Source organism: Hyphomicrobium methylovorum, assembly GCF_013626205.1.
GTDB lineage: Bacteria > Pseudomonadota > Alphaproteobacteria > Rhizobiales > Hyphomicrobiaceae > Hyphomicrobium_B > Hyphomicrobium_B methylovorum.
Window position 1 is genome coordinate 2279345 of record NZ_QHJE01000001.1, and the last position, 25672, is coordinate 2305016.

The 25672-nt window shown below is 59.6% G+C and carries 23 protein-coding genes; 15 read left to right on the forward strand and 8 right to left on the reverse strand.

Features of this window, described 5'->3' with window-relative positions; all coding sequences use genetic code 11:
- The first annotated feature begins 3 nt into the window (after positions 1–3).
- On the forward strand, positions 4–942 hold the full coding sequence (locus DLM45_RS11050) for a CysB family HTH-type transcriptional regulator (RefSeq protein ID WP_181337162.1): 939 nt from the start codon (positions 4–6) through the stop codon (positions 940–942).
- Here DLM45_RS11050 and hyi read toward each other — a convergent pair.
- The 4 genes from hyi to DLM45_RS11070 all read right to left on the reverse strand — a co-directional run bounded on the left by hyi (position 939) and on the right by DLM45_RS11070 (position 4719).
- Positions 939–1739, reverse strand: a complete 801-nt coding sequence (gene hyi, locus DLM45_RS11055) for a hydroxypyruvate isomerase (protein WP_181337163.1) — start codon at positions 1737–1739, stop codon at positions 939–941. The two genes, DLM45_RS11050 and hyi, sit on opposite strands and share 4 nt — an antisense overlap.
- Complete coding sequence (gene lipA / locus DLM45_RS11060) at positions 1739–2731, reverse strand: lipoyl synthase (RefSeq protein ID WP_181337164.1); 993 nt, start codon at positions 2729–2731, stop codon at positions 1739–1741. Before lipA ends, hyi begins: the two co-directional genes overlap by 1 nt.
- 158 nt (positions 2732–2889) lie before the next feature.
- Positions 2890–4038, reverse strand: a complete 1149-nt coding sequence (locus DLM45_RS11065; protein WP_181337165.1) for a L,D-transpeptidase — start codon at positions 4036–4038, stop codon at positions 2890–2892.
- Positions 4039–4461: 423 nt separating this feature from the next.
- Positions 4462–4719, reverse strand: a complete 258-nt coding sequence (locus tag DLM45_RS11070) for a hypothetical protein (RefSeq protein WP_181337166.1) — start codon at positions 4717–4719, stop codon at positions 4462–4464.
- A 198-nt stretch (positions 4720–4917) separates the two neighbouring features.
- Here DLM45_RS11070 and DLM45_RS11075 point away from each other — a divergent pair, with 198 nt between their 5' ends.
- Positions 4918–5271: a VOC family protein gene (locus tag DLM45_RS11075; protein ID WP_181337167.1), complete on the forward strand. Its 354-nt coding sequence runs from the start codon at positions 4918–4920 to the stop codon at positions 5269–5271.
- 39 nt (positions 5272–5310) lie between these two features.
- Here the strand turns inward: DLM45_RS11075 and DLM45_RS11080 are convergent, their stop codons facing one another.
- Entirely contained in the window at positions 5311–5754 is a 444-nt protein-coding gene (locus DLM45_RS11080) for a cupin domain-containing protein (RefSeq protein ID WP_181337168.1), read from the reverse strand.
- A 107-nt stretch (positions 5755–5861) separates the two neighbouring features.
- On the opposite strand from DLM45_RS11080, the gene ggt reads away from it, so the two are divergent.
- Together ggt and DLM45_RS11090 are read left to right on the forward strand one after the other, a co-directional pair.
- Complete coding sequence (gene ggt / locus DLM45_RS11085; RefSeq protein WP_181337169.1) at positions 5862–7607, forward strand: gamma-glutamyltransferase; 1746 nt, start codon at positions 5862–5864, stop codon at positions 7605–7607.
- A gap of 51 nt (positions 7608–7658) precedes the next feature.
- Positions 7659–8672, forward strand: a complete 1014-nt coding sequence (locus DLM45_RS11090; protein ID WP_181337170.1) for an FAD-dependent oxidoreductase — start codon at positions 7659–7661, stop codon at positions 8670–8672.
- Here DLM45_RS11090 and DLM45_RS11095 read toward each other — a convergent pair.
- Complete coding sequence (locus DLM45_RS11095; protein ID WP_181337171.1) at positions 8619–12065, reverse strand: acyl-[ACP]--phospholipid O-acyltransferase; 3447 nt, start codon at positions 12063–12065, stop codon at positions 8619–8621. The two genes, DLM45_RS11090 and DLM45_RS11095, sit on opposite strands and share 54 nt — an antisense overlap.
- Before the next feature lie 170 nt (positions 12066–12235).
- Here DLM45_RS11095 and thiS point away from each other — a divergent pair, with 170 nt between their 5' ends.
- From thiS to DLM45_RS11130, 7 genes are all read left to right on the forward strand, one after another.
- The gene (gene thiS / locus DLM45_RS11100) at positions 12236–12442 is read left to right on the forward strand and encodes a sulfur carrier protein ThiS (protein WP_246317331.1); all 207 of its coding nucleotides are present in this window, start codon (positions 12236–12238) and stop codon (positions 12440–12442) included.
- A gap of 17 nt (positions 12443–12459) precedes the next feature.
- On the forward strand, positions 12460–13275 hold the full coding sequence (locus tag DLM45_RS11105) for a thiazole synthase (RefSeq protein WP_181337173.1): 816 nt from the start codon (positions 12460–12462) through the stop codon (positions 13273–13275).
- 7 nt (positions 13276–13282) lie between these two features.
- Positions 13283–13897, forward strand: coding sequence for a thiamine phosphate synthase (locus DLM45_RS11110; RefSeq protein ID WP_181337174.1), 615 nt, complete (start codon positions 13283–13285; stop codon positions 13895–13897).
- 114 nt (positions 13898–14011) lie between these two features.
- Complete coding sequence (locus DLM45_RS11115; protein WP_181337175.1) at positions 14012–15052, forward strand: CHAD domain-containing protein; 1041 nt, start codon at positions 14012–14014, stop codon at positions 15050–15052.
- Positions 15053–15097: 45 nt separating this feature from the next.
- Complete coding sequence (gene hemH / locus DLM45_RS11120; protein WP_181337176.1) at positions 15098–16159, forward strand: ferrochelatase; 1062 nt, start codon at positions 15098–15100, stop codon at positions 16157–16159.
- Positions 16160–16333: 174 nt separating this feature from the next.
- Positions 16334–17323, forward strand: coding sequence for an SPFH domain-containing protein (locus DLM45_RS11125; protein WP_181338291.1), 990 nt, complete (start codon positions 16334–16336; stop codon positions 17321–17323).
- 33 nt (positions 17324–17356) lie between these two features.
- Positions 17357–17821 carry an NfeD family protein gene (locus tag DLM45_RS11130; protein WP_181337177.1) on the forward strand — a complete coding sequence of 155 codons (465 nt, stop codon included), beginning with the start codon at positions 17357–17359 and terminating at the stop codon, positions 17819–17821.
- Positions 17822–17867: 46 nt separating this feature from the next.
- Here DLM45_RS11130 and DLM45_RS11135 read toward each other — a convergent pair whose 3' ends face one another.
- A complete protein-coding gene (locus tag DLM45_RS11135) occupies positions 17868–18899 on the reverse strand; it encodes a KpsF/GutQ family sugar-phosphate isomerase (RefSeq protein ID WP_181337178.1) in 1032 nt (343 codons plus the stop codon).
- A gap of 196 nt (positions 18900–19095) precedes the next feature.
- Between DLM45_RS11135 and DLM45_RS11140 the strand changes: the two genes are divergently transcribed.
- Complete coding sequence (locus tag DLM45_RS11140) at positions 19096–20730, forward strand: outer membrane beta-barrel protein (RefSeq protein WP_181337179.1); 1635 nt, start codon at positions 19096–19098, stop codon at positions 20728–20730.
- Positions 20731–20735: 5 nt separating this feature from the next.
- On the opposite strand, the gene galU is transcribed toward DLM45_RS11140, so the two are convergent.
- Positions 20736–21629, reverse strand: coding sequence for a UTP--glucose-1-phosphate uridylyltransferase GalU (gene galU / locus DLM45_RS11145; RefSeq protein WP_181337180.1), 894 nt, complete (start codon positions 21627–21629; stop codon positions 20736–20738).
- 180 nt (positions 21630–21809) lie between these two features.
- On the opposite strand from galU, the gene galE reads away from it, so the two are divergent.
- From galE to DLM45_RS11160, 3 genes are all read left to right on the forward strand, one after another.
- Entirely contained in the window at positions 21810–22811 is a 1002-nt protein-coding gene (galE, locus tag DLM45_RS11150) for a UDP-glucose 4-epimerase GalE (RefSeq protein ID WP_181338292.1), read from the forward strand.
- 86 nt (positions 22812–22897) lie between these two features.
- Complete coding sequence (locus DLM45_RS11155; RefSeq protein WP_181337181.1) at positions 22898–24154, forward strand: lytic murein transglycosylase; 1257 nt, start codon at positions 22898–22900, stop codon at positions 24152–24154.
- Between the two features lie 156 nt (positions 24155–24310).
- The gene (locus tag DLM45_RS11160; RefSeq protein ID WP_181337182.1) at positions 24311–25636 is read left to right on the forward strand and encodes an SGNH/GDSL hydrolase family protein; all 1326 of its coding nucleotides are present in this window, start codon (positions 24311–24313) and stop codon (positions 25634–25636) included.
- Positions 25637–25672: the final 36 nt, after the last annotated feature.

Here is a 25672-nt window from a genome sequence, read left to right on the forward strand (position 1 = left end):
GTCGTGAATTTTCAGCAGCTCCGCATTATCCGCGAAACGCTTCGCCGCAACTTCAATCTGACCGAAGTTGCCAACGCGCTTTATACGTCGCAGTCCGGCGTGTCGAAGCACATCAAGGACCTAGAAGACGAACTCGGTGTCGAGATCTTCGTTCGGCGCGGTAAGCGACTGCTCGGCTTGACCGAGCCCGGCAAGGAATTGGCGCAGATCGTCGAACGTATTCTTCTCGATACGAACAACATCAAGCGGCTTGCGGAACAGTTCTCGAAAACGGATCGCGGCGAAATCACCATTGCAACAACGCATACGCAGGCGCGGTATGCGCTTCCCAAGGCCATTGCGCAGTTCAAAGCGGAGTTTCCGAACGTTCGTTTGGTTCTGCAGCAGGGAAGTCCGCTTGAGATCGCAGCCATGTTGCGAGATGGCACGGCGGATATCGGAATTGCGACTGAGGCGCTCGAAGATGCGGAAGAGCTTGTCTCGTTTCCATTCTATTCCTGGCACCATGGCATCATCGTGCCGCGGGGGCATGCGTTGGAAACTGCATCTCCGCTGACTCTCGAAAAGGTCGGAGAGTGGCCGATCGTTACGTATCACGAAGGGTTCACCGGCAGGCCTGCGATCGATGCAGCCTTCGCGAGGGCGGGGGTTGCGCCAGACATTGTGATGGTTGCGCTGGATGCGGACGTGATCAAGACATATGTTGAAGTTGGCCTCGGTATCGGCATCGTTGCGTCGATGGCGTTTGATCCCGCGAGAGATTCGGGTTTACGCCTGCTCGACAGTTCGCGTCTCTTTCCGCAGTCGACGTCGCGTATCGCATTGCGTCGCGGGCGATTTTTGCGCGGCTTCGCTTACCGCTTCATTGCTTTGTGCGCACCTGAGCTGACGGAAAAGGTCGTGAAGGCAGGAACGCAGGGACCGTCCGAGACGCTTGCCTAGGCATTGCGCGGTTGGCGCTTGTCACGCAGCGCGCGGTGCCATGCAAGGCTGTCGTAGGTTGATGTCAGCGGATTGTATTCGCAGCCGATCCAGCCGCCGTATCCCAGCCGGTCGAGATGATCGAAAATGTATTGGAAATTGATTTCGCCCGTACCGGGTTCGTGTCGGCCTGGCGTGTCGGCGATCTGCACATGCGCGATGTGCGGCAGCCATTTTTGGATCGTCGGCGCAACATCGCCTTCCATGATCTGCATGTGATAGACGTCGTATTGCAGCCTGAGATTGGGTGCGCCGACGCTTTCGATGACGTCCATTGCCTTCGCGGTCGAGTCGAGAAAATACCCTTTCACGTCGCGTGTGTTGATTGGTTCGATCAGCAGCGTCAGGCCTTCGTCGGCCAGTGCCTTGGCGGCGAATTCAAGATTGGCGACGTAAGTTTTCCGCATCGAGCGATGGTCCGCTCCGATGGGTGCGATGCCCGCAAGGCAATGAAGTTGCGTGCAGCCCAAGGCTTTTGCGTATCGGATGGCGTTCGTGACGCTGTCTCGAAATTCGCGCTCCAGATTTGGATAGATCGCCATGCCGCGGTCTCCCGCAGCCCAATTGCCTGCGGAGAGATTGAACAACACCTGCGTCAGGCCGTTGGCTTTGAGACGCGGGGTGAGATCTTCGATGTCGTATTCGTACGGAAACAGGAACTCGACTCCAGTGAAGCCGGCGGACGCCGCTGCGTCGAAGCGGTCAAGAAACGGCATCTCGGTAAAAAGCAGAGAGAGGTTTGCGGCGAACTTCGGCATTAGATCTCTTTCGCAGCGTGTCGTGCGTCGTGTGTGGCGAGTGCGGCAGCGCGGGCGTTTCTTAGCCGGACGAAATCTTCGCCCGCGTGATACGACGATCGCGTCAAAGGAGAAGCGGCGACAAGAAGAAATCCGCGCTCGCGGGCGGCTTCTGCGAGACTATCGAATTCTTCCGGCGGGACGTATCGCGCGATGGCGGCGTGCTTGCGCGTGGGCTGCAGGTATTGGCCAATCGTCAAGAAATCCACGTCGTGCGCGCGCAAATCGTCCATGACGCCAAGCACGGCATCTCGTGTTTCTCCCAGCCCGACCATGATGCCGGATTTGGTGAAGAGCCGAGGGTCAATGTGTTTTGCACGCTGCAGGAGCGCGAGCGAGTGCGCGTAATTCGCGCCGGGCCGAATTTGACGGTACAGGGCAGGCACGGTTTCCAGGTTGTGATTGAAGACATCCGGGCGTGCGGCGGCGACTGTCTCCACCGCGCCGTCCTTGCGCAGGAAGTCAGGCGTCAAGATTTCGATCGTGGTGCTGGGAGCTGCTGCGCGGATCGCTGTTATGACCTGAGCGAAATGGTCTGCGCCGCCGTCGGCGAGGTCGTCCCGGTCGACCGACGTGATGACGACGTGGTCGAGGTTCAATCGCGCGACGGCATCGGCCACGCGCATTGGTTCTTCGTGGTCTAAGGGCTGCGGGCGGCCGGTCGCGACGTTGCAGAAGGCACAGGCCCGCGTGCAGATGCTGCCCATGATCATCATCGTTGCGTGCCGCTTCTGCCAGCATTCGCCGATGTTGGGGCAGGCGGCTTCTTCGCAGACGGTATGCAGGCGGTGCTCGCGAACGATGGCGCGGGTTTCGGCATAGGCGCCGGTGTTACCGGGTGCGCGAACGCGGAGCCAAGGTGGCTTGGCGAGCTGTGGCGAATCCGGGCGCCATGCCTTTTCCGGATGACGCGGGCGTGGCTTGGCGCCTGTGGTGTCGAGTAAAGTTACCAAGATGGATCAACTCGCGAATGACTTGGCGCCAGTCTAACGCTGATCCGTGCGGTGTTGCACCTGTGACATTGGAGGATTCTCGTCTGGCATGCCTGCTAAACGCAAACGGGGCAGCCTGTTATGGCTGCCCCGTAAAATTCGAACGCCGTGAAAGGCGATTACTGGCTTTGTTCGGTTGACTTCTGGAGCGCCGCCGTGTCGGTCGATGAGGCTGCTGCCTTCGTCGCCGCGACCACCGTCTTGGACGAAACCGGGTCAGCTGCAGCAGGTGAACGGGTTTTCACCGGGTCAGAGACATTGGCGTAAGGCGCGGCGGGTGCTTTAGACTCAGCCTTCTTTTTCGCAGGCGTAGCTGTCGAGGCCGATTTCTTTGCCGGAGCCGGTGCTACTGCGGGTTCATCCATTTCAACAGTTGCGTCGACGCCTTCGTCAGCTACTGCCGCGGTGCGCGTAGGAGCTTTTGCTACTGGCGCTTTCTGAGCAGCGGCAGGTGCAGCCGTTTTGCGGGCGGCAGGTGCATCGTCCCAGAAGAACAGGCTCGACAAGCTACCGTCCGGAGCGGCGCCGTTGGAGCGGGCGGCCTGCCGGGGTGCGGGCGTCGGTGCCGGTGTGTCGGCAACGTCAGCGGCGGAATAGTCTTCTTCGTTGCTGCTCTGGTTGTTGTAGGCGGCCGTGCTTCTGCTCGAGTAATCGTAGTCAGATGACGAGTAACGGCCCGAGCCCGTCTTGAAGCGTTCCCACGTTACGGTGACGCGCGTGCCAACCGGAATGCGAGGATAGAGATCCAGCACGTCCTTGTTGGTCATGCGGATGCAACCGGCCGAAGCGGCTTGACCGATGGTCCAGGGCGCGTCTGTGCCGTGAATGCGGTAAGCACTCGAACCGAGATAGAGTGCGCGAATGCCGAGCGGGTTCATCGGATGACCACCCGGGACCCAACGCGGAAGGCGCGGGTTCTTGCTGATCATCTCAGGCGTCGGCGTCCACGACGGATTCACGCGCTTGTTGGAGACGAACGTTACGCCCTGCCAACGTGCGTCAGCCTTCGGCACAGCGATCGGATAGGTGATCGCCTGGCCAGGCTTTGTGATGAGATACAACCTACGGTCAGAGAACGAGACGATGATCTGGCCCGGCTTGTACTTCTGGCTGAAGGAAACGACGCTGCGGCCGCCGCCGTATTCCTCGCCGCCGCCCCACATGAAGTCGACCATATCCTGCGCTTGAGCAGCAGGTATCGAAATCAGGCCGCCAGCAAGTGTCATTGCGGCGAGGGCAAGTCCAGTGAAGCGGGGAGGCAGGGCCATCGGGGGGATGCTCCAAAAAGTGTCTAAAGGAGTATAGCAGGATAACCTTAGTTATCCTGACTTTGATTAATGAAGAGCCGGTATAAATCAGTCTGATCGGAACCGGCAGAGCAGGGAAGCCACACTCCATTTTGTAATACGGATGAGTGCCTTATTTCCTTCGCTCTCTTCGGATTTGCGCCTCTTCGTGTTGCTATTCGACGACTGCGACAGGTAGGTTCGTTTTTTGTTTGGCGCAGAAGTGGGCAACTGCCGTTTTGACGTGCACAAAGTGCGAACGAAATTTGGCGTACCTCACCATGAGATCGCTCTGCAACCCAAGACAATCGCGCGCCGGATAACAGGATTGTGACGGGGCTCAAACACAGCAAAAGCGCCATCCGACACCGTCGTGCCGATGACGCTTCTGGGTCGTTCGAAAGCTTACTTGCAGGCGAGCTGCGTGGACCTGCACTCGGTCAAGAACGCGGCCGGGGCGCATGTCGTCTGGATTTTGCCGGAGCCTTTGCGGCCCTTGTTCTCGATGATGTTGGCGAGGCCGTGGGTGGACATGACGACGGCGAGGTCATGAGTGAGGCCATCGCCCAAGGCCGATACCCGGACGCAATCGCCGGCCTGAGCTGAAGCTGAGACTGCTATGAACGATGCAGCGGCGATGAGGCTGAGTTTGAAAAAACGCATATTCCCCTCCGATCTTTCCGGGATTGAGAATCCCGGCGGGACCCTAGGCGCAGCTTCGTGGCGCTTGCAACTCACGGATCGGTAACAGCGCTCTGTTCCCTGCAAGCGGTTGGAAGACGTGCTTCAATTGCCACGCGGCCGGTGGGCGTCAGTCCGGTCGACGGGCCAAATCCAGCACCCTTCGCAATAGAGGACCTCATGTCTGTCAAACGCATAATCGCCAATGTCGCGACTCCGGATCCTGAAGCCGCGCGCGCTTTCTATGGCGAAATTCTAGGGCTCGAAACGGTGATGGATCATGGATGGATTGCGACCTTGGCCGCGCCGGCGGTTCTTGCTCAGCCGCAGATCAGTTTTGCCAGCGAAGGAGGCTCGGGCACTCCCGTCCCCGATATCTCAATTGAAGTGGACGATTTCGACGATGTGCTTGGACGCGTGAAAGCTGCAGGGCTGCCCATTGAATACGGACCGCAGCGGGAGCCATGGGGCGTCAAGCATTTCTACGTGCGCGATCCATTCGGCAGACTCGTCAACATTCTCGCTCATATCTGATTAGATTGGCGAGCAATCCGCATCCGAGTCCGTGACGCGCTATTGTTTCGCCGGGGTTGAGTTCTGTAGTCCTTCAGCGCCGATGTAGACAACGAACAGGCGCATATCTGTCTCACCGGTGTTTGTGCCGTTGTGAGGAATAGAAATCGCCTCGGCGACTGACATACCTTTCTTGTATTTGCGTTTGCCGCGCTCGCCGTAATCGACCGTCAATTCGCCTTCGAGTATGTAACCCGTCACGGGAACGCCGTGCGTGTGCCAACCGGTTTGTCCTCCAGGCGGCAAGGAGATCACTGCCGTCGTCAGCAGTGCGGAACCAGCGGGATATACGATTGGTTCGCCCATGATCGTTTCGTCGGTCGAGAGCAGCGGCATCATTCGCGGCGGGGCGGGCGTGAGCGCGCTGGACGTTGCGGCCCCAAGAACAAACATGGCGAGCGCACCTGCCGCAGCCATCACATGAAGAGAATTCAAATTCGGCATGGTATCTCCTGTAGCGATATTTGCTTTGCAAAACAGCGGCGCGCTATCGTGTGGCTAGCGTTTGGTCCTTACAAGTATCCGCGTAGATCGTAAATTCCGGAGACGCGATGTTCAGGCGATTCTTGGTTGCGTTCGGCTTCGTTATCGCTGCCGCGGCGGTGAGCGCGCAGGATATGCGGCCTGCGCCTGAAGCGTCCTCTGGATTTCGCGAGAAGCATGTTGTCGTTGCCGATCATCAAATGATCGTAGCGGCCGATCCGCTGGCGGCGGAGGCGGGTCGCGAGATGTTGCGCCGAGGTGGTTCAGCCGTCGATGCCGCTATCGCAACGGAGATGGTGCTTGGGCTTGTCGAACCTCAATCGTCAGGCTTAGGCGGTGGTGGGTTCATCGTTTACTTCGATGCGAAGTCGCGTTCGCTTGAGACGTTCGACGGGCGAGAAACGGCACCCGCCGCTGCAAAGCCCGATCGATTTCTCACGAGTGACGGCAAGCCGATGGCATTTCCCGATGCGGTGAATTCGGGTCTCAGCGTCGGCGTGCCGGGATTGATGCGGATGCTGGAAGACGCGCACACGCGTTATGGAAAGCTTCCGTGGGCGGATTTGTTCAAGCCTGCGATTGCGCTGGCCGAAAACGGCTTTCCTGTTTCGCAACGGCTTGCGACGCTGCTTGCGCTTTTGAAACCTGATGATTTCGCGCCCGCTGTGCGCGGTTATTTTTTCGACGAGGCTGGGACGCCGCGCACTGCGGGGACAATCCTCAAGAATTCTGAATATGCGGCGACTCTCAAAAGCATTGCGGAAAAAGGTGCGTCGGCGCTGTACGAAGGCCCGATCGCAGAGTCGATCGTGGCGGCTGTGAAGAATGCGCCACGGCATCCGGGCGATCTGACGCTCGCTGACCTCAAGTCGTACGTTGCGAAGGAGCGTCCGGCGACATGCGTTGATTATCGAGAGCGGCGCGTGTGCGGGATGGGGCCGCCGTCCTCTGGCGCATTGACTGTTGGTTCGACACTGAAGCTGATCGAACCATTTCCGCAAGTTCAAGGCGTGGACGCGCGCATGAGCGCTCCGGCGCTGCACATTGTTGCGGAAGCTCAGAAGCTGGCGTTCGCGGATCGCAATCGCTACATCGCCGACCCCGATCATATTGGGGTGCCATCGGGTTTGTTGGATGCTGTCTATCTGGATGAGCGCCGCCGCCTGATCGATGCGACGCGCGCGATGGAGAAAGCGGAGCCAGGATTTCCTCCGGGACTGGCCAAGAAGACATTCGGCATCGATGCGACGCACGAGGTTCCGGGCACCACTCACGTTTCCATCATCGACGGAGACGGTAATGCGCTGGCAATGACCGTCACGATTGAGAATGCCTTCGGATCCCGGCTGTGGGCTTCGGGCTTTCTGCTGAACAACGAATTGACGGACTTCTCGTTCGAGCCTGTCGACGCCAACGGTGACGCGATCGCGAACGCGGTTGCTGGCGGTAAGCGCCCGCGAAGTTCGATGGCGCCGACGATCGTTCTTGGTCGCGACGGGCTGCCGGAGATCGTCACGGGATCTCCGGGTGGATCGCAGATCATCCTTTATGTAGTTAAAAACCTCGTTGCATTGATGGACTGGGGGCTCGATGCGCAGCAGGCTGTGGCGTTGCCGAACTTCGGCAGCCAAGGTGGGCCGTTGATCATCGAATATTCCGACAATTTCATCTGGCCCGCGTTCGAGTTGACGTCCTATGGTCATGTTATCAGCCGGACAACGATGACCTCCGGCGTGCACACCATCGTGCGCCGGAACGGGCATCTTGAAGGTGGCGCCGATCCGCGCCGGGAAGGAATTGCGCTTGGCGATTGAAAGACCCGATGCTGCCGAACATGAAGCCGATATGAGCGTTCAGGCGGCGCCGTGAGCAAGCGATCGATTGCTATTGCAGGTGCTGGGATCGTCGGCGTGTGGCAGGCGTATGCGTTTGCGCGTGCCGGTTTTCGCGTTCGCCTATGGGAGCGAAGCGCTGTGCCGTTCGTCGCGAGCGCGAGCCGGATGGCAGCCGCGATGATTGCGCCGGAATGCGAGGCCGAAGGCGCGCCGTCAATCATTCGCGATCTCGGCCGCCGCAGCGTGGAGTTGTGGCGCGCCTATCCTGGCACGATCGTGAACGGCACGCTTGTGGTCGCGCCAGCGCGCGATGCGGCTGATCTTTCGCGTTTCGAGCGGATGACGGAGCGACATGACGTTGTCGAAGCGCGCGGGATAGCGGAACTTGAACCTGCGCTTGCGGGACGGTTTGCGCGGGCGCTGCTGTTTCCTGGTGAGGCGCACGTCGGCGCGATGGATGCGTTGACTTGGCTGCTGAGCGAAATTCGCGCGCTGGGTGTTGAGACGTCTTTCGGTCAGCCGTTTGTTACCGACGACTTGGCGACGGACATTGTGATCGACTGCCGCGGGATTGGTGCGCAGGGAGACGTGCCGAAGCTACGCGGCGTTCGCGGTGAGCGTCTGATAATCCAATCACATGACGTTACGCTTTCGCGGCCGGTGCGACTTCTGCATCCACGCCAGCCGCTCTACGTGGTTCCACAGGGCGAGGGACGTTTCGTCGTTGGCGCAAGTGTGATCGAGCGGGAGGACGACGGGCCGATGACGGTCAAGTCGGCGCTCGAATTGTTGGGATCGGCGTATGCGCTGCATCCGGCATTTGCGGAAGCGGCGATCCTCGACATGGGTGCGGGCGTCAGACCCGCATTTCCGGATAACGTCCCGCGCATTGTCGTGGAAGATGGTGCGCGCACGATCCGGGTGAATGGCGTCTATCGCCATGGATTTTTGCTTGCGCCGGTGTTGGCGCAAGCGGTCGTGCAGTTCGTCCTAGACGGCCGGAGCGACGGGCCGCTCTTTGGCGCTGTCGGCCGACGATCCTGATTTTTCAGCCATCGCCGCTTTGGCAAGTTCGAGCGCCGCGACGTAGTCCGGTTTGCCCGATCCGAGTAACGGAATTTTGCTCACGTGCAGAATGTCGGCGGGCACCATCAGCTCGGTTGCGCCCTTGCGGCGTGCGAATTGCGAGAAGGCTTCGCGTGTCGGTGAAGCATCGGTCGTCAGTAGCGCCAGCCTTTCGCCTTTGCGCGCATCGGGCAGCGAGACGACGACGGTTATGAGGTTTGGCCAAAGCTCGGCGGCGAGCGCTTCAACAGCGGAGAGGGAGACCATCTCGCCTGCGATTTTCGCGAAGCGTTTGGCGCGGCCTTTGATTGCAATGAATCCCTGCGGGTCGATCTCGACGATGTCGCCCGTGTCGTGCCAGCCGTCTTGCGGCGGTTCGAGAACGCCGGGATTTTCGGCGCGATAATAACCCAGCATGACGTTCGGGCCGCGCACGTAGAGGCGCCCCCCGGTTTCGATGCCGGGCACGGGATCGAGGCGTGCTTCCATCAGCGGCGAGAGACGTCCGACCGTTCCGGCCTTGTTGGCCAGCGGTGTGTTGATAGCAAGGACGGGTGCGGTTTCGGTGACGCCGTAGCCTTCGAGAATGCGCACGCCGAAACGGTCCATGTAGAGTTGGCGTGTGCGGTCCTTGATGGCTTCGGCGCCGGCCAGAACGAGGCGGACACGCGCGAAATCATACGGGTGCGCCACACGCGCGTAGCCCGACAGGAACGTATCCGTGCCGAACAGGATCGTGGCGTTCGATCCGTACACGAGTTCCGGGATGATGCGATAATGCAGCGGCGTTGGATAGAGATAGACCGGAACGCCTGCGACGAGCGGCATCAACAATCCGGCGGTCAGTCCGAACGAGTGGAACACTGGGAGTGCGTTGAACACCTTGTCGCTGCCGTTGCACGCGACGCGCGTCAGGCTTTGTGCGCAGTTGGCCAGCAGATTGCGGTGCGAGAGTACGACGCCTTTCGGCAATCCTTCCGAGCCCGATGTGAAGAGGATGGCTGCAGGCGAATTGCAATCGCGTTTAACCTGTGGAGTTGACCCTTGCGCGAGACCGCGGAGCTTGTCCGTAAACGAGACCGTTGCCCTCACGTCTTCGAGATAAATGACGCGGGCCGCGCCTTCGATCGCCTGGACTAAACTTTCAAAGTGGCCCTTCTCGACGAATACGCGCGACGTCAGAACGACGCTGACTTTGGCGGCCTTGCATGCGGCAAGGACGTTTGCCGCGCCGGCTGAGAAGTTCAGCATGGCGGGCACGCGGCCCATCGTCTGCAAGGCAAAAAACGTGACTGCGACGCCGGCGGAATTCGGCAGAAGCACGCCGACGGTCTCGCCAGCAGGCGGCAGCATCGGCTCGAGCTTCTTGCCGAGCACTTGCGCGCCAACGATGAGCTTCTTGTACGACAGCTTCGTGCCGAGTGGATCTTGAACTGCGGGCTTGCCGGTGTCGCGCGTGTTGCGGGCTTCGGCCAGAGCTTCGAACAACGTCTGATCGATGTTCGTCGTCATAACGGCTGAGTCCGTCATGACATCTTGCAAAGCCGCGCCTGCAGCGAGGCGACGCTGCTTTCCGCGCAGCGCTGGATCGACCTTCAGTCTGACGGGCGGCAGGATCGTTACGGTGGTTTTCGGGAACCAGGATTTTTTCGTCTGCGAACTACTCAGGTAACCGAAGCGGGAGCGTTCGAGGCCTTCGATGCGCACTGGGATGATTGGTGCGTCGGCCTTGTCGGCGATCATTGCCGTGCCGTCGTAAACTTTCATCAGGCCGCCCGTTACCGTCAGTCGGCCTTCCGGGAAGATGATCAGGGACGATCCGTCTTTCACGGCCTGAATGAGATGGCGCATGCCGAGCGGTCGCGTCGGGTCGATGGGGTAGGCCTTCGCGAGTTTCAGGAACGGTTTCACCCACCAGGTATTCGCCATGCCGGTGTCTATCGCGAACGTGGCGTGCGACGGCATTAGCGCGTGCATCAACGGTGCGTCGAGAAGGCTGACGTGGTTCGGCGCGATGATGGCCTTTTCACCGGGCTGCGGAAGGTTTTCGCGGCCGATCACTTCGACGCCGAAAAACGTTCGGAAGAGGAAGACGCCGACATCTTTCACGCCTTCTGCGCCCCAGGCGCGGAGCACCAGCGCGACGACGATCAAGTTTGCAAGTCCCAGTCCAGCGTACAGCAGGGCAACGGAGATCTTCTCGTATTGCAGCAGGGCGATGGCGAGGCCTGCGAGCGCCATGAAGGCCGCGGAGAGGACGTTGCATCCTGCGATCACACGAGACCGGCGGTCGATGGGGGACCACGCCTGCACGGCGGCGAACGCTGGAACGATATAGAGGCCGCCCGCAAAAGCGATGCCTGCGAGATCGATCAGCATATGGATGCCGGTGACCGATTGGAGCGTATCGGACATTCCGAGCGGCGTTGCAGCTGGCGTAAGCCTGGACGCCAACAGCGCGAGATCAAGAAGGAACAGGCCCATCAGCAAAGCGCCGATGGGAACAAGGGCGAGGTTGGGCCGGTTTCTGCTGGCGCGCGCCGCGGCGATAGAACCGAGGGCGACTGCCACCGCGAAGGTGAAGAGCGCGAGCGTGTAGACGGACGGCGCGCCATTCAGCGCTTGAGGAATGAGGTTCTGTAGCAGCGCGAGAACCGCAGCGCCGACGAGCCAGAACCATGACGTGATGAGCGCGCCCTGCCAAATGCGGCGGTCTGTTCTCAGGTCGGCGATGAGCGTTTTGGTCGAGGTAAAGATGTTCGTATCGACGACGAGGTCGGGGACCGGTGACGGTGCGGGCGGTATGGCGCGCGCCGAAAGCCAGCCGAGAACGGAGATGATGACGATGGCCCCTGCTACGAACAGCACCTCACGGTCACCGCCTGAAGCGAGGTTTCCGCCGATCGTTCCCATGAGAATTGCGAGAAACGTGGCGCCTTCGATGGCGGCGTTGCCTGCGGGTAGCTCTTTGAGTTCGAGGTGGGTCGGCAGCAGACCGTATTTCACCGGGCCGAAGAACGCGCTGAGTGTTCCGAAGAGAATGAGCGCGATGAAGAGCAGCGTGACGGACGGGATCAGGAACCCTATGGCAGCGGCGAGCGCGATCGGGATTTCGAGAAGGCGCACACGCGTTGCGACCGCGGCTTTATCATACTTGTCTGCGTATTGACCGGCGAGAGACGAGAACAGAAAGAATGGAAGGATCAAGGCCGCCCCGGCGAGCGTTCCGATCGCGGGTCCGTTCTCCATCGCGAGCCGGTAGATGACGAGCATCGCGAGTGCGTTCTTGAGGAGGTTGTCGTTCAGTGCGGCAAGCAACTGGCTCCAGAAGAGAGGCGCGAACCGCCGTGACGTCATCAACTCAGAAAACATTGGGATCATCCTTGGAAGGAAGGCGAAGGAACTTCGTCAATAAGGCGGAACAACGATGCTTTGACCTGCCAGGCAGGTTCGCGGTAAAAATCGTTAAATGCTCTAGTAATTGCCCATGAAATTCCTACTTCCAAAAGGCCGGAACGAAAATCTCACTTATGCAGATGCCAATGGCTAAAATCGAAATTTTAATCAATGGACGGCAGACCGGCACGGCGGCTCGAACGCTGGAGGCCCTCGTGAAGGACCACGCAGCGGGTGACTTGCGGGTTGCCACTGCGCTTAACGGTCATTTCGTGCCGGTGGCGAGGCGTGCTACCACACCGATCGAAGCTGGCGACAGCGTTGAAATCGTATCCGCTCGGCAAGGCGGCTAAGCGAGCATCAGGCAGCGATGAACATTCGGGATCAAGGTCTCCATGCGCCGAAGGCGCTATCGCTCTATGGCACGGCGGTCGAGTCGCGGCTGCTGCTCGGCACGGCCGGATATCCTTCACCCGCCATTCTGGAAGACGCCGTAAAGGCATCCGGCGCGAGTGTGGTGACGGTCTCGCTTCGCCGGGAAGCGGCGGGTGGCAAGATCGGCGAACGGTTTCTGGATTTGATCCGCGACCTTAATGTGCTCGTGCTGCCGAATACGGCAGGATGCCGGACGGCGCGGGAAGCGATTACGACGGCGCAGATGGCCCGCGAGCTGTTCGAGACTGACTGGGTCAAGCTCGAAGTCATCGGCAACGACGATACGCTGCAGCCTGATGTGTTTGGGTTGGTCGAGGCGGCAACTGCGCTGACGGCGGATGGCTTCAAGGTGTTTCCCTATACGACGGAAGATCTGTCGGTGGCAGAGCGTCTGCAGCGTGCGGGTTGCGAAGTCATCATGCCGTGGGCTGCGCCGATCGGTAGTGGGCGCGGCCTTGCGAATGTCTCGGCGTTGCGCAGCCTCAGGGCTTATTTTCCCGATGTAAAGCTGATCATCGATGCCGGTATCGGTGCGCCGTCGCATGCGGCGATGGCAATGGAATTGGGATACGACGCGGTCTTGCTGAATACGGCCGTGGCGAAAGCGGCCAATCCCGTTGCGATGGCGGACGCGTTCGCGCTGTCGATCAAGGCGGGGCGGCTAGGCTTTGAAGCCGGGTTGATGCCTGCGCGTGACATGGCGGTGCCTTCGACGCCGGTTGCGGGCACGCCCTTCTTCGATATCGATTGAGTATCCGGTGAGTTCACATCCCCTTCGCCTTCCGCGTTTCTATCCGATTGTGCCGGACGCCGATTGGCTGGGCCGGATTGTTCCGCTCGGCGTCAAGCTGGTTCAATTGCGCATGAAGGATGCGACGCCGGGTGACGTCGCCAGAGAAACGCGGCGGTCGCTCGCGATCTGCGCCGAGCATGGCTGCCAATTCGTGCTGAACGATTACTGGGCCGTCGCAATCGATGAGGGAGTGGACTTCATCCATTTGGGCCAGGAGGATCTTGCGAGTGCGGATCTCGCTGCGATCCGCGCGCGGGGGATCCGGATCGGAATTTCGACGCATGATGATGCGGAGCTCGCGACAGCTCTTGCCGCCCGTCCCGACTATGTTGCGCTCGGACCGATTTACGAGACGAAATTAAAGGTAATGCCGTGGGCGCCGCAGGGCTTGGACAAGCTTGCTAGCTGGCGAACGCGGGTCGGATCTCTGCCACTCGTTGCGATCGGTGGGTTAACGCCGGAGCGTGCGCCGGCTGTGGCGACGGCGGGGGCCGACAGTCTGGCCGTCATTACCGACTTTGTGACAGCGGCCGATCCCATTGCCAGGGTTCGGGAATGGGTGAATTGGGCAAGGAATTAGGGCGTAAGGTCTAACTTACTATTCTGCGAAAGTATTATTGAGGGCGTTTGACACGCCATCCATCCCCATACTTAAACTGCGCCGTAAACCTCATATCAATCGAGACCCCTCCCGATGCCGTACAGATTTAAGATCGACGAGCCGGTGGAGAAGGGCTTTCGCCGCATCGCGCGCGAACAGTTTGAGGTGGTGCTTTCGGAACTCGCATCGCCGGACATGCGGCCCAAGGGCGTGCACGAATGCCGGAAGGCGCTGAAGCGGCTGAGGGCTCTGGTGCGCCTTGTCGGACCGTCGCTTGGGTCGAAACGCGCGAAGCGGCTGGGGAAGTCTCTGGCCGATGCCGGGCGGATGCTTGCGAGCCGCCGCGACGAAGCCGTTCTGCGCGATACGGTGAGCCAGCTTGCAGCCAAAGGCGGACCTGACGCGGCAGCTATTCTTGCTCCATGGCTATTGCATTTTGGTAGTGAAGCAGAACAGGCGCAGATCGATCCTCAGAGCATTGAGCGGATGCGCGTTCTTCTTCGCTCCGAGGCGGAGACCTTTGGCCGTGCGAAGTTGAAGCATAGGGGATTTGCCGCTCAGAAGGGCGGCCTCGAAACGAGCTACCGGCGTGCGCGTAAGGCTTTGAAAGATGCGTATCGCGAGCCATCGGATGAAAGCTTCCATACGCTGCGGAAGACCGTGCAATGGCATTGGCGTCAGATGAGTTTGCTGGCGCGCGCATGGCCCGATGAATATGCCGTGCGCGTTGAGGCGGCGCGTGGGCTTTCACAGGCGCTAGGCGACGATCACGATCTGGCCATGCTGATTGCTGCAACGATCAAGGCCACCGATTTTTCGGCTGAGCAGAAGGAAGCGATTGTCGAGCTCTGCTTTGCTCGTCAGCAGGAGATCAGGGCTTCGGTGGGTCCATCCGTCAATCGGCTATTTGCTGAAAAGCCTGATGCGTTCATTGCGCGGATGGCGGCGTATTGGAAATGCGGCCACGCGGCGCCGTTTCCAGATATCGTGCCGATCGTCCGCAGCCAGGCGAACGCTCGTGCGAGCGACAAGATGCTCGGGACTGTCACGACTCTCGATACGGCCGGGTCTTCAAGCAAGGCGCAGTCTGCTCCTGCTCCCGCTGTCGCAGTGCCGTCGCAACGGCGCGCTTGATCGGCTATTGTTTGATTTTCCGATATCGCAAGGACCGAATTGCGCATGAACGAACTTCCGAAGTCGAGCGAATTTGGCATTCGACCTGCCAATGCTCCGGCAGATCATCCGCGAGTCGCGTTCGGACGGATTGGCATATTGCTGCTCAATCTCGGCACGCCGGATGGAACCGGCTACTGGCCTATGCGGCGCTACCTGAAAGAGTTTCTCTCGGACGAGCGTGTGATCGAAGTTCCGCGCTGGAAATGGTGGCCGATCCTCAATCTCATCATTCTGACGGTTCGACCGGCGCGTAAGGGCAAGGACTACGCCACGATCTGGAACAAGGAGAAAGATGAGAGCCCAATCAAAACGATCACGCGGAATCAGGCTTCGCAACTGGCGGAGCGATTCAAGAGCGATCCGCGTATCGTCGTCGATTGGGCGATGCGCTATGCGAACCCGACGACGGAAAGCAGGATTCAGGCGCTGAAAGATCAGGGGTGCGACCGCATTCTGCTTGTGCCGCTCTATCCGCAGTACGCCGCAGCGACGACGGCGACGGCATGCGATCAGGCGTTTCGGGCGTTGATGAAAATGCGTTGGCAGCCCGCGGTGCGCGCGGCACCAGCGTATTTCGAAGACCCAGCCTATATCAAGGCCGTTGCTACATCAATTCGGAAGAGCTTGGCGAAACTCGATTTCGAACCGGAAAAGATCATCGCGACATTTCATGGAATGCCGGAAGCCTATTTGGCGAAAGGCGATCCATATCATTGCCAATGCCAGAAGACATCTCGGTTGCTGCGTGCCGAACTCGGTATCGAGCCGGACCGTTGGCTAACGACTTTTCAATCCCGATTTGGCAACGATCCGTGGCTTCAGCCGTACACGGACAAAACTGTGCAGGAATTGGCGAAGTCCGGCGTAAAGCGGCTTGCTCTGGTGGCGCCAGGGTTTTCGGCCGATTGCCTCGAGACGCTGGAAGAGCTGGACGGCGAAAATCGTCACTATTTTGAAGGCAACGGCGGAGAAAAATTCGCCTATTTACCGGCTCTCAATGACAGTCCCGAGGGAATAGACGTTATTGAAGCCGTGACGCGTCGAGAGCTTATGGGCTGGATTTAAGTTCCAGAGATCTGGAAGAATCCTATCGATCTTTAAAGTCCGCCTACAGAAGAACGAGTTGAAGCCGTTATTCTGCCTGTAATTACGGGTTGTTTACCTTTTCTTCGTTGCCGGGTGATTAAAACCCGCGGAATAGCGGAATAGCGATTGATTCGCTTGAGAAGGGGAATGGCTATGCCTGGATTTGGCGGATTCGAATCGTTTGGGTTCATCTTGCTGGTGGCCGCCATCTGGGTGCTTTGGTCCACCGTAAAAATTGTGCCGCAGGGTTTCAATTTTACGGTCGAAAATCTGGGCCGCTATACCCGGACGCTTGCGCCGGGAATGCACATCCTCATTCCGGTTCTGGAAAAGGTCACGCACAAGCTCAACATGAAAGAGCAGGTGATGGACATTCCGAGCCAGGACGTCATCACCAAAGACAACGCCATGGTGCGGGTGGACGGCGTCGCCTTCTATCAGCTGCTCAATGCGGCGAAGGCGGCCTACGAGGTCGATAATCTCGATCATTCGATTGTGAATTTGACGATGACGAATATCCGTACCGTGATGGGTTCGATGGATCTCGACGAGTTGCTTTCAAATCGCGACCAGATCAATCACCGGCTGCTGCAGGTCGTCGATGCAGCGACGGAGTCGTGGGGCGTGAAGGTCACGCGTATCGAGATCAAGGACATCGCGCCGCCGCGTGACCTCGTTGACAGTATGGCGCGGCAGATGAAAGCCGAACGCGAAAAGCGCGCGCAGATCCTGGAATCTGAAGGCTTGCGGCAGGCCGCAATTCTGAAAGCTGAGGGCCAAAAGCAGGCCGTTGTTCTGGAGGCTGAAGGCCGCCGGGAAGCTGCTTATCGTGATGCTGAAGCGCGCGAACGCGCCGCTGAAGCCGAGGCAAAGGCGACGCAGATGGTGTCAGCCGCTATCTCGGCAGGCAACGTGCAGGCCATCAACTATTTCGTGGCCAACAACTATATGAAGGCGCTGGAAGCGTTGGCAAAGGCACCGAACCAGAAGGTGATCCTCATGCCGCTCGAAGCGTCGTCGGTCATTGGGTCACTTGCGGGCATCGCGCAGATTGCTTCCGACACGTTTGGTGGCGGCGATGGGCCGAGTGGTGCAGCACCGCGTGCGCCGGCCGCGCGTTCCGGAACAGTGCCACGGGCTTAGTGCGCGATCGTTCGGGCAATCGAGGGCGATATTATGCAGTCACTGTCTGACTTGATCGCACAGTTCGGCGCGTGGTTATGGTTCGCGCTGGCGGTGGTTCTTTTCGTACTCGAATCCCTCGTTCCGGGCGTGCATTTTGTCTGGTTCGGTTTGTCCGCAACGATCGTCGGCATCGTGGCGCTTGCTGTGCCATTCGCCTGGGAATGGCAGCTTATTGCGTTCGCATTGATTGCGCTCGCGACTGTGTTCTGGGTGCGAAACAGAGGCAGTGCGGAGAGTGCGCGGTCTGACGTGCCCGATCTCAATATCAGAGGCGCGCAGTACATCGGTCGCATCGTGGCTGTTGAGACTGAAATCGTGAATGGCCGCGGACGGGTGCAAATCGGCGATTCTGTGTGGGCTGCCGAAGGTGAAGATGCTCCGAAGGGTGCGCGCGTCAAGGTGACGGGCGTTGATGGCACCGTGCTTGTCGTCTCGCGAGTAGACGCAGCGGGTTAAACTCCCGCGTCGCCGCGTATGACCGGCCGGCTCGGTTTGATGTCGCTTAAGCGACGCCGAGACGGAGGAGATCGTGGACGTGGATCAGTCCAACCGGTTTGCCGTTTTGCACGACAAATAGCGCGGTGATCGACGAGGAGTTGATCAGTTCGAGCGCCGCAGAAGCCAACATCTCAGGACGGATGGTCTTTGGCTTTGCCGTCATGATGTCGTCGACCTTGGCTTGCAGCAGATTGCCCCGCATGTGACGACGCAAGTCGCCGTCGGTGATGACACCGATCAGCCGTTTGGAACGATTGAGCACACCGACGCAGCCGAAGCTCTTTTCCGTCATCGAGACCAGGGCTTCCGCCATCGAGGCGCCGCTCTTGATCAGCGGCAGCCGATCGCCGCGGTGCATAATATCGGACACGTATTTCAGATTGGCGCCGAGTGATCCGCCCGGGTGAAAAATCTTGAAGTCATTGGCGGTGAAGCCGCGTGCTTCCAAAAGGGCGATGGCGAGGCTGTCGCCGAGGGCGAGCTGCATCGTCGTCGAAGTGGTGGGCGCGAGGCCGTGGGGGCAGGCTTCCTTCGCCGCGGGCATCAGCAGCAGAACGTCGGCGTGCTGGCCGAGGGCTGATTTTTCCTGAGACGTTATCGCGACCAGCGGCACGGCGAAGCGGCGCGAATACGTGATGATCGGTTTTAGTTCCAGCGTCTCGCCGGACCAGGACAGCGCCAGGATGATGTCTGCTGGCGTCACCATGCCGAGATCGCCGTGGGAGGCTTCCGTCGGATGGACGAAGAACGCGGGCGTTCCGGTGGAGGCGAATGTTGCCGCGATCTTTTGGCCGACGTGACCGCTTTTGCCGACGCCGGTGATGATCACTCGGCCTTTGACGGCTGCCAGTCGCTGCACGGCTTCGTTGAAGTGGGGCGCGAGCGGCCCGTCGAGTTCCTTGGCCAGCAGCGCCAAGCCTTCGGTCTCAATGTTGAGGGTGCGCACGGCCGAGGCGACTGGCGCTTCGGTTCGCCGTTTCACTGCTGCCGCGCCGTTTTTGGCTGTGGCGCGCGGAAAAGGGACCACCTTCTGCATGGGCCTCGCCGATCCTTGCTCGTTCCGTCGTCTTGCCAACTGAGACTCGCTTACTCGTTGCTTCGTTTTTCCGCGCCCCGCATAGATGCGCAAGCCGTTCGCAGCCTTAAAGGCACGTTAACCCCGCGTTTTTAAGTTGGGATCTTCGAATCGTACAGCGTTCAGTTGGAATCTCACATGGGGCCGCCACAAAATCATGGGCGACCGGCGTTTTTACGCGTCCTTTAGTACGCTTTTGGTTTCGCTGGCGGCATTGTCGTTGGTGGGCGCTGGCGCGTCGGCGGCCAAGCCCGCATCTGCACGTTACATCCCGACCGATCCGAGCGAAGCCGGGCAGACCTGGCGCGACGGCGGCGAGGGTGGATATGGGTTCGTCCCTGTATTGCCTGATGGAGTCAGTCCGGAAGAGGGCGAGACGACGACCGAGCCCATCGAGGACGACAGCGACCTCTACGACACCCTTCAAAATGGCGATGCGTCGGGCGGGGCGGTCCCTGCGCGAGGTCAGGATGGCGATGTCGATAGCGCCGAACGCGCGGCGCCTGTTGACGGTATCGATACGCCTGTTCTCGATATGCCGGGCACGGGTGCGGTCTCGAATTTCGACAATCGTCCGGCTGCGCCCGATCCGCTGCTTTACCAAATCGAAAATCTCGATCCGATCTACGACAACCGCTCGGTGCGCCGCCTGTTCCGGCAAGAGCCATACGATCCGGTGGGAATCAAGGTTGGCAGCTTCGTGCTGTTCCCGGAGCTTGAACTCGGGACGTCGTACTATTCGAACGTGTTTCACACCACGCCCGCGCGCTCGGATATGGCACTCGACGTCAATCCTTCGGCGCGGCTTGTTTCGAATTGGTCGCGACATGCGCTGGAGTTCAACGGCCGTGGAACGCTGAGCTTCTACGACACTTACGTGAGCGAGGACGACAGGGATTATGCGCTTGAAGCGCGCGGGCGTTTGGATATTACGCGGCGAGCGAACATTCAGGCGCTGATCGCGCGGCAGCAATCGTTTGAGGATCGTTCGGCGCTTGATGCGAGCACCGTTGGATCGCGCGCAAAGATTTTGGTCGATCGCGCCGAGGCGTCGTACAATCAGCGCTTTAACCGGCTGTCGTTGCAGATCCGTGGAAGCGTCACGGACAATTCGTACGGTGATACGGATATCGCGAATACCGAGTTTAACAACCGAGATCGCGACTTTACGCAATTTGAAGAAGCGGGGCGGGCGACTTGGGAACTCAAGCCGTCGCTGTCGCCGTTCATCGAAGTCGCCAACAATCACCGCGACTATGCGGAAGTGGCGCAGACGGATTTTATCAATCGGACATCGAACGGACAGCGCTACCGCGTCGGCATTTCGTTCGGCGATACCGGCGAGATTATCCGTGGAGAGATTAGCCTGGGATACGGCGTGCAGCGGCCGGTCGATAACCGGTTACATGCCGTGGATGGGTTGATCATCGACGCAAATGCTACGTGGCGCGTGACGCCTCTGACGTCGCTTCTCTTCACCGCAAACTCGGATGTCTCAGAGACGATCACCAGCGGAGTTGGCGGGGCGTTTTATCGTTCGGCAGGCATTGAGCTTCGTCACCAACTGCGGAGCTATCTCGTTGCGTCGGCCGGTTTCCGATATTCGAACCAGGACTCGCAGGACGGCGTTATCAACGACAACGAGTTCCGCGAAACGATTGGTCTCGAATATTTCGCCGACCGGAATACCGTTCTGTTCGGCCGGTATTCGCACGTGAATTTCGATGGCATCGGAATTCCGAGCGACTACACCGGCGACGAAATTCACGTCGGCATCAGACTGCGGCGGTAGGCGGGCTATTTCTTTGCGAGCAGTTGCGTGATCTCGCGGCGGAAGTCTGCACCGAGATCTTCGCGTTCCAGTGCGAGTGCAACGTTCGCCGTCAGGAACCCGAGTTTCGAGCCGCAGTCGTAAATCGTGCCGTCGAAACGGACGGCATGGAATGGCTGCGATGCGTCAGCCATCAAACGCAGCATCGAGTCGGTGAGCTGGATTTCGCCGCCCGCACCGTGGGTCTGATTTTCGAGCAAGCCGAATATCTCGGGCTGCAGAATGTAGCGACCGGTGATGTGCAAGTTCGAAGGGGCTGTGCCCTGCTTCGGTTTTTCGACCATTGAGGTGATTTGCGAAACCTTGGCGGCGGCGTCCTGGACGCCGACGATGCCGTATTGATGCGTCTGATCTTCAGGGACGGGCGCAACGGCGACGAGGTTTCCGCCGGTCTCATTATAGGCCGCGATCATTTCCGCCAGGCAGGGTTCGGTGCCGTGATGGATCATGTCGGGAAGCAGCAACGCGAACGGTTCATTGCCGATGATCTCGCGCGCGCACCAGACGGCGTGGCCGAGGCCGAGCGGAGCCTGCTGGCGTGTAAAGCTCGTTTGGCCAGCGCCCGGGAGATCGCGTTCGAGCGCTTCAAGCTCTTTCTTTTTGCCCCGAGAGGAAAGGGTTGCTTCGAGTTCGAACTGGTTATCGAAGTGATCCTCGATGACACCCTTGTTCCGGCCGGTCACGAATACGAAGTGCTCGATTCCCGCAGCGCGCGCCTCATCGACGACGTGTTGCAGAACAGGGCGATCCACGACCGTGAGCATTTCCTTCGGGACGGCCTTGGTGGCCGGGAGGAAGCGCGTTCCAAGCCCCGCTACGGGCAATACGGCCTTGCGGATCGGCTTGGGGGATCGGGTCATTTCATGCTCCGGGAATTAAACGAGGTATCAAGAACAATCTGCTAGTCGTTTCCGATTAACGCCTTGCTCTACGGATTCGACGCGCTCGAAACGGGGCAGGCGGACTGCTAGCGCGGATTTGTCGCCGCGTGAAGCGGGTGGCTGGTCTTTGTGTCTGTAAAACTCGAGGTTGCGTTCAAGATGAGTGTGTTGGTTACTGGCGGCGCCGGCTATATCGGTAGCCACATGGCTCTTGAGCTGTTGGATGCGGGTGCGTCGGTTGTTGTGATCGATAATCTGTCTACGGGGTATCGCTGGGCGGTGCCTGCGGGCGCAGACCTCGTCGTGGCGGATATCGCCGATACCGATGTCGTGATGGAGACGATCCGAAAGCATAAGGTGGATGCCATCATCCATTTCGCTGGATCGATCGTCGTGCCGGATTCAGTCGCTGATCCGCTCGGTTACTATTTGAATAACACGGTCAAGTCGCGCGGCTTGATCGCTGCGGCCGTGGCGTCAAACGTGAAGACGTTTATCTTTTCATCGACTGCTGCCGTTTATGGCAATCCGGTGGAGAATCCTGTGACGGAGACGGCGGCGCTCACCCCGATGTCGCCCTATGGTTCGTCAAAGCTGATGACGGAAGTCATGCTTGCGGATACGGCAAGGGCGCACGACTTCCGCTTTGTCGCGCTGAGGTACTTCAACGTTGCGGGCGCCGATCCGAAAGGGCGGTCCGGGCAATCGACGCCGAAGGCGACCCATCTGATCAAGGTCGCGTCGGAAACTGCGCTCGGCAAGCGGGCGCAGATGGAAGTGTTCGGCACCGATTATCCGACACCCGATGGCACGTGCATTCGCGACTATATCCAGGTCAACGATCTTGCTTCGGCGCATCTCGCGGCGCTGACCTATCTGCGGAATGGCGGCGCTTCCGATATATTCAACTGCGGATATTCGAAGGGATATTCCGTGGATGACGTGATCGCGGCGGTGAAGCGCGTTTCAGGCGTTGATTTCAAAGTGGTTCGTTCGCCCCGGCGCGCCGGGGATCCGGCCGCAATCGTGGCGGCATCCAACAAGCTGCGCGCGACGCTCGGATGGCGCCCAAAGCACGAGGATCTCGACGGAATCGTTGGGCAAGCGCTTGCGTGGGAGCGGCGGGTCGATCAGCTCAAGGGTACGTCATTAACGGCGTAAAGCCGCAAAATCGCCCTGAAATTTGCGCATCCGAAGGCACTCCGTTACGCCTGATTACGGGCGGCGCACGAACCTTCAGGGATGAGATGAGCTTCAACACGACATTCTTCCGGGCATGCACGCTGGTTTTCTGTTCGGTGCTTGCATGGACCTGTTTGGTTGGCAGCAGCGATGCTCGTCCCGGTGATGATTTCCCGGCGTTTGTCGAAGGTCTTTGGCCGGAGGCAAAGAGTGCTGGCGTCAGCCGTAAAACGTTCGACGCGGCGTTTGCGGGGCTGATGCCCGATCTTTCGATCCCGGATCTCGATCTTCCCGGGCGGCCTAAGGTCGACAACAGCGGGCAAGCGGAATTCACAAAAACGGCGGCGGATTATCTCTCGGTTCCGTATCTGACGAAGCTTGCTGTGCAGGGTCGTAAATTTCTCAAGGATCACGATACAGGATTGCGTCGGATCGAGAAGCTGACTGGCGTTGATCGGTTCACGCTCGTTGCGATCTGGGGACGCGAGACCGCTTACGGCAGCTATAAGCCGCCGAACGACGCCATTCGCATGCTGGCGACGCTGGCATACACCGGCAAGCGCAAGGATAAATTTCGCGAAGAGCTGATCGCGGCGCTCAAGATGCTCGAATCCGGCGTACCACGTTCGGACATGCGCTCGTCTTGGGCCGGTGCTTTGGGCCTGACGCAGGCGATGCCGACGGAATACTTCAAGTTCGCGACCGATGGGGATGGCGACGGTAAGATCGATATCTGGCGCTCGGTGGAAGATGCGCTCGCGTTTACGGCGCGGCAGCTTGAAGGCAAGGGATGGGTGCGCGGGCAGCGCTGGGGCTATGAAGTGATCGCGCCGCCGAAATCCGATTGTTCGCTTGAGGGCCCGCCCGATACGCGTCCGATCAGCGAATGGGTGCGCATGGGTTTCCGCAAAGTCGGTCCCAAGCCGTTTACAGCGGATGAGATGAAGCAAGACGCTTATCTGATGATGCCTGCGGGAGGATATGGCCCCGCATTCCTGGCTGGGCAAAACTTCCGCGTTATTCGCCTCTACAACACATCTGATCTCTATGCGCTGTTCGTCGGCAATCTGTCGGATCGTATCCGGGGTGGCGGCGATTTCGCGACGCCGTGGGATTCATTCTCGCAGCCGCGGACGAAAACGGTTCACGATCTCCAGGCCCGGCTGCAAACGCTCGGCTATCCGATGGATAAGATCGACGGCAAGATCGGTTCGAACACGCGCAAGCAGATTGGCCGCTATCAGAAGACGAACGGCATCAAAATCGACTGTTGGCCGTCCGAATCGGTGCTAAAGCACGCCAATTCGCAGGCGGCACGCTGATCTGCCTGTCTCAGGCGATGGGGTGTTAGGCGGGGGCGTCTGATGAGTTGGAGCGTGGCTCGCAACGCGGTATGCTTCGCTTCGGGCCGCTCTTCTAAAGGCGTCCGTGAAGACACTTTCGAGAGACACCTTCGAGTGACAAGGCAACGCGCCCGGATGAGACAAGGCCTTTTCCGTCTGCCGGTCTGGATCGCGACAGTCGCGATGGCGATGGCAATTGCGCTGTTCTCTCTTTCTGCGCACGCTGCAAATGAGGATCAAGGCGCGACGTTCCTCACACCGTTTCCAGATGGTGACGTTTATCAGATCTCGGCTTTTGGCGATGGCTTCGCTGAGGGCTTGCTGAGCGGGCTGATACAGGCGTTCAACGCTGACGTACGTCTCAACATCGATCGGCAGATCAACACGGTTCCACCTGTCGGCGCGGCGGATTTCGAAGCCAAGGTTGCGGCGCTGGAACAGAAGATCGCCAGTAAGCCGCTTGGCGCGGCTGTCGTCATGATTGGCGAGAACGTCTGGATTTCATTGCGCAACCGCGACGGCAAGCGCCTCGCTATGGGCGGCGAAGAGTGGGTGGCGGAATTTACGCGCCGGATCGACCTGCTGATGCGTGCGTTCAAGCGTAAGAACGTCGGCGTCTATTGGGTCGGCCTTCCGATCCTTGCGCGCAATGACGCAAACGACATCGCGCAGCGTATGAATGGCGTCTTGCGCGAACGCGCGTACCTCAACGGGTACAAGTATATCGACGCCTATCAAGGCTTCACCGATGAAGCGGGCGGGTATTCGGCATACGGGCCCGATCTCGAAGGCGCTATCCGTTTGCTGCGCCTCAGGAATGGTGTGCACTTCACGGTAGCGGGTAATCGCAAGCTCGCGCATTTCGTGGAGAAGGAGCTTCGGAGCGATCTCAACCAGGCGAAGAGCAACCGCAATCTGCCACTTCTTGGCGCGGAAGCGGAGCAGGCCAGAATCAATCCCGGCAATGCCAACAAGACGCCTTCGCCGACTTCGCCAGCTGCCAACGCTGCGGATGCGGGAAAATCCGCGCCGACGGTTCGTAGCGCCGCTCCGTCGAGTGCTGCGACCGATACGTCCGGAGATCAGAAGGCCGACAACGGCCGCGTGACGTTGAAGCTCGTCAACAACCACGGGCGGGAAGAAACGCAAACGATCGAGATCGTGCGTCCCGCAATTCCTGCGTCTGTTGTCGCGCTCATGGCGCGGCGCGAGGGATCGGGCCAGCGCGGAGACTTGATCGTCGATCAAATTGCGGGCGGCTATACGCTGATGAGTTCGATCACGCCTCCGGGCGGCGGAAATCGCGGGCGGTTGTCGCCAACGCAAGCGCCGTACTTCCGGCTGCTGGTCAAGGGCGAACGGCTGCAGCCCAAACCCGGGCGCGCCGATGACGTGGCCTGGCCGCCGAAGCCTGATTCAACGAGCAACGCGAAGATGGGCGAGACGTCGCCGCGTGGCTGACGGCTGTCATCGATGCGCGTTGCGCTTGCGGGTTAT

Coding starts and splice junctions, on each gene's coding strand:
- hyi (WP_181337163.1), bottom strand. CDS start 1,739: ATGCCGAAGTTCGCCGCAAACCTCTCTCTGCTTTTTACCGAGATGCCG.
- DLM45_RS11065 (WP_181337165.1), bottom strand. CDS start 4,038: ATGGCCCTGCCTCCCCGCTTCACTGGACTTGCCCTCGCCGCAATGACA.
- DLM45_RS11070 (WP_181337166.1), bottom strand. CDS start 4,719: ATGCGTTTTTTCAAACTCAGCCTCATCGCCGCTGCATCGTTCATAGCA.
- DLM45_RS11075 (WP_181337167.1), top strand. CDS start 4,918: ATGTCTGTCAAACGCATAATCGCCAATGTCGCGACTCCGGATCCTGAA.
- DLM45_RS11080 (WP_181337168.1), bottom strand. CDS start 5,754: ATGCCGAATTTGAATTCTCTTCATGTGATGGCTGCGGCAGGTGCGCTC.
- ggt (WP_181337169.1), top strand. CDS start 5,862: ATGTTCAGGCGATTCTTGGTTGCGTTCGGCTTCGTTATCGCTGCCGCG.
- DLM45_RS11095 (WP_181337171.1), bottom strand. CDS start 12,065: ATGTTTTCTGAGTTGATGACGTCACGGCGGTTCGCGCCTCTCTTCTGG.
- thiS (WP_246317331.1), top strand. CDS start 12,236: ATGGCTAAAATCGAAATTTTAATCAATGGACGGCAGACCGGCACGGCG.
- DLM45_RS11105 (WP_181337173.1), top strand. CDS start 12,460: ATGAACATTCGGGATCAAGGTCTCCATGCGCCGAAGGCGCTATCGCTC.
- DLM45_RS11115 (WP_181337175.1), top strand. CDS start 14,012: ATGCCGTACAGATTTAAGATCGACGAGCCGGTGGAGAAGGGCTTTCGC.
- hemH (WP_181337176.1), top strand. CDS start 15,098: ATGAACGAACTTCCGAAGTCGAGCGAATTTGGCATTCGACCTGCCAAT.
- DLM45_RS11125 (WP_181338291.1), top strand. CDS start 16,334: ATGCCTGGATTTGGCGGATTCGAATCGTTTGGGTTCATCTTGCTGGTG.
- DLM45_RS11130 (WP_181337177.1), top strand. CDS start 17,357: ATGCAGTCACTGTCTGACTTGATCGCACAGTTCGGCGCGTGGTTATGG.
- DLM45_RS11135 (WP_181337178.1), bottom strand. CDS start 18,899: ATGCAGAAGGTGGTCCCTTTTCCGCGCGCCACAGCCAAAAACGGCGCG.
- DLM45_RS11140 (WP_181337179.1), top strand. CDS start 19,096: ATGGGCGACCGGCGTTTTTACGCGTCCTTTAGTACGCTTTTGGTTTCG.
- galU (WP_181337180.1), bottom strand. CDS start 21,629: ATGACCCGATCCCCCAAGCCGATCCGCAAGGCCGTATTGCCCGTAGCG.
- galE (WP_181338292.1), top strand. CDS start 21,810: ATGAGTGTGTTGGTTACTGGCGGCGCCGGCTATATCGGTAGCCACATG.
- DLM45_RS11155 (WP_181337181.1), top strand. CDS start 22,898: ATGAGCTTCAACACGACATTCTTCCGGGCATGCACGCTGGTTTTCTGT.
- DLM45_RS11160 (WP_181337182.1), top strand. CDS start 24,311: ATGAGACAAGGCCTTTTCCGTCTGCCGGTCTGGATCGCGACAGTCGCG.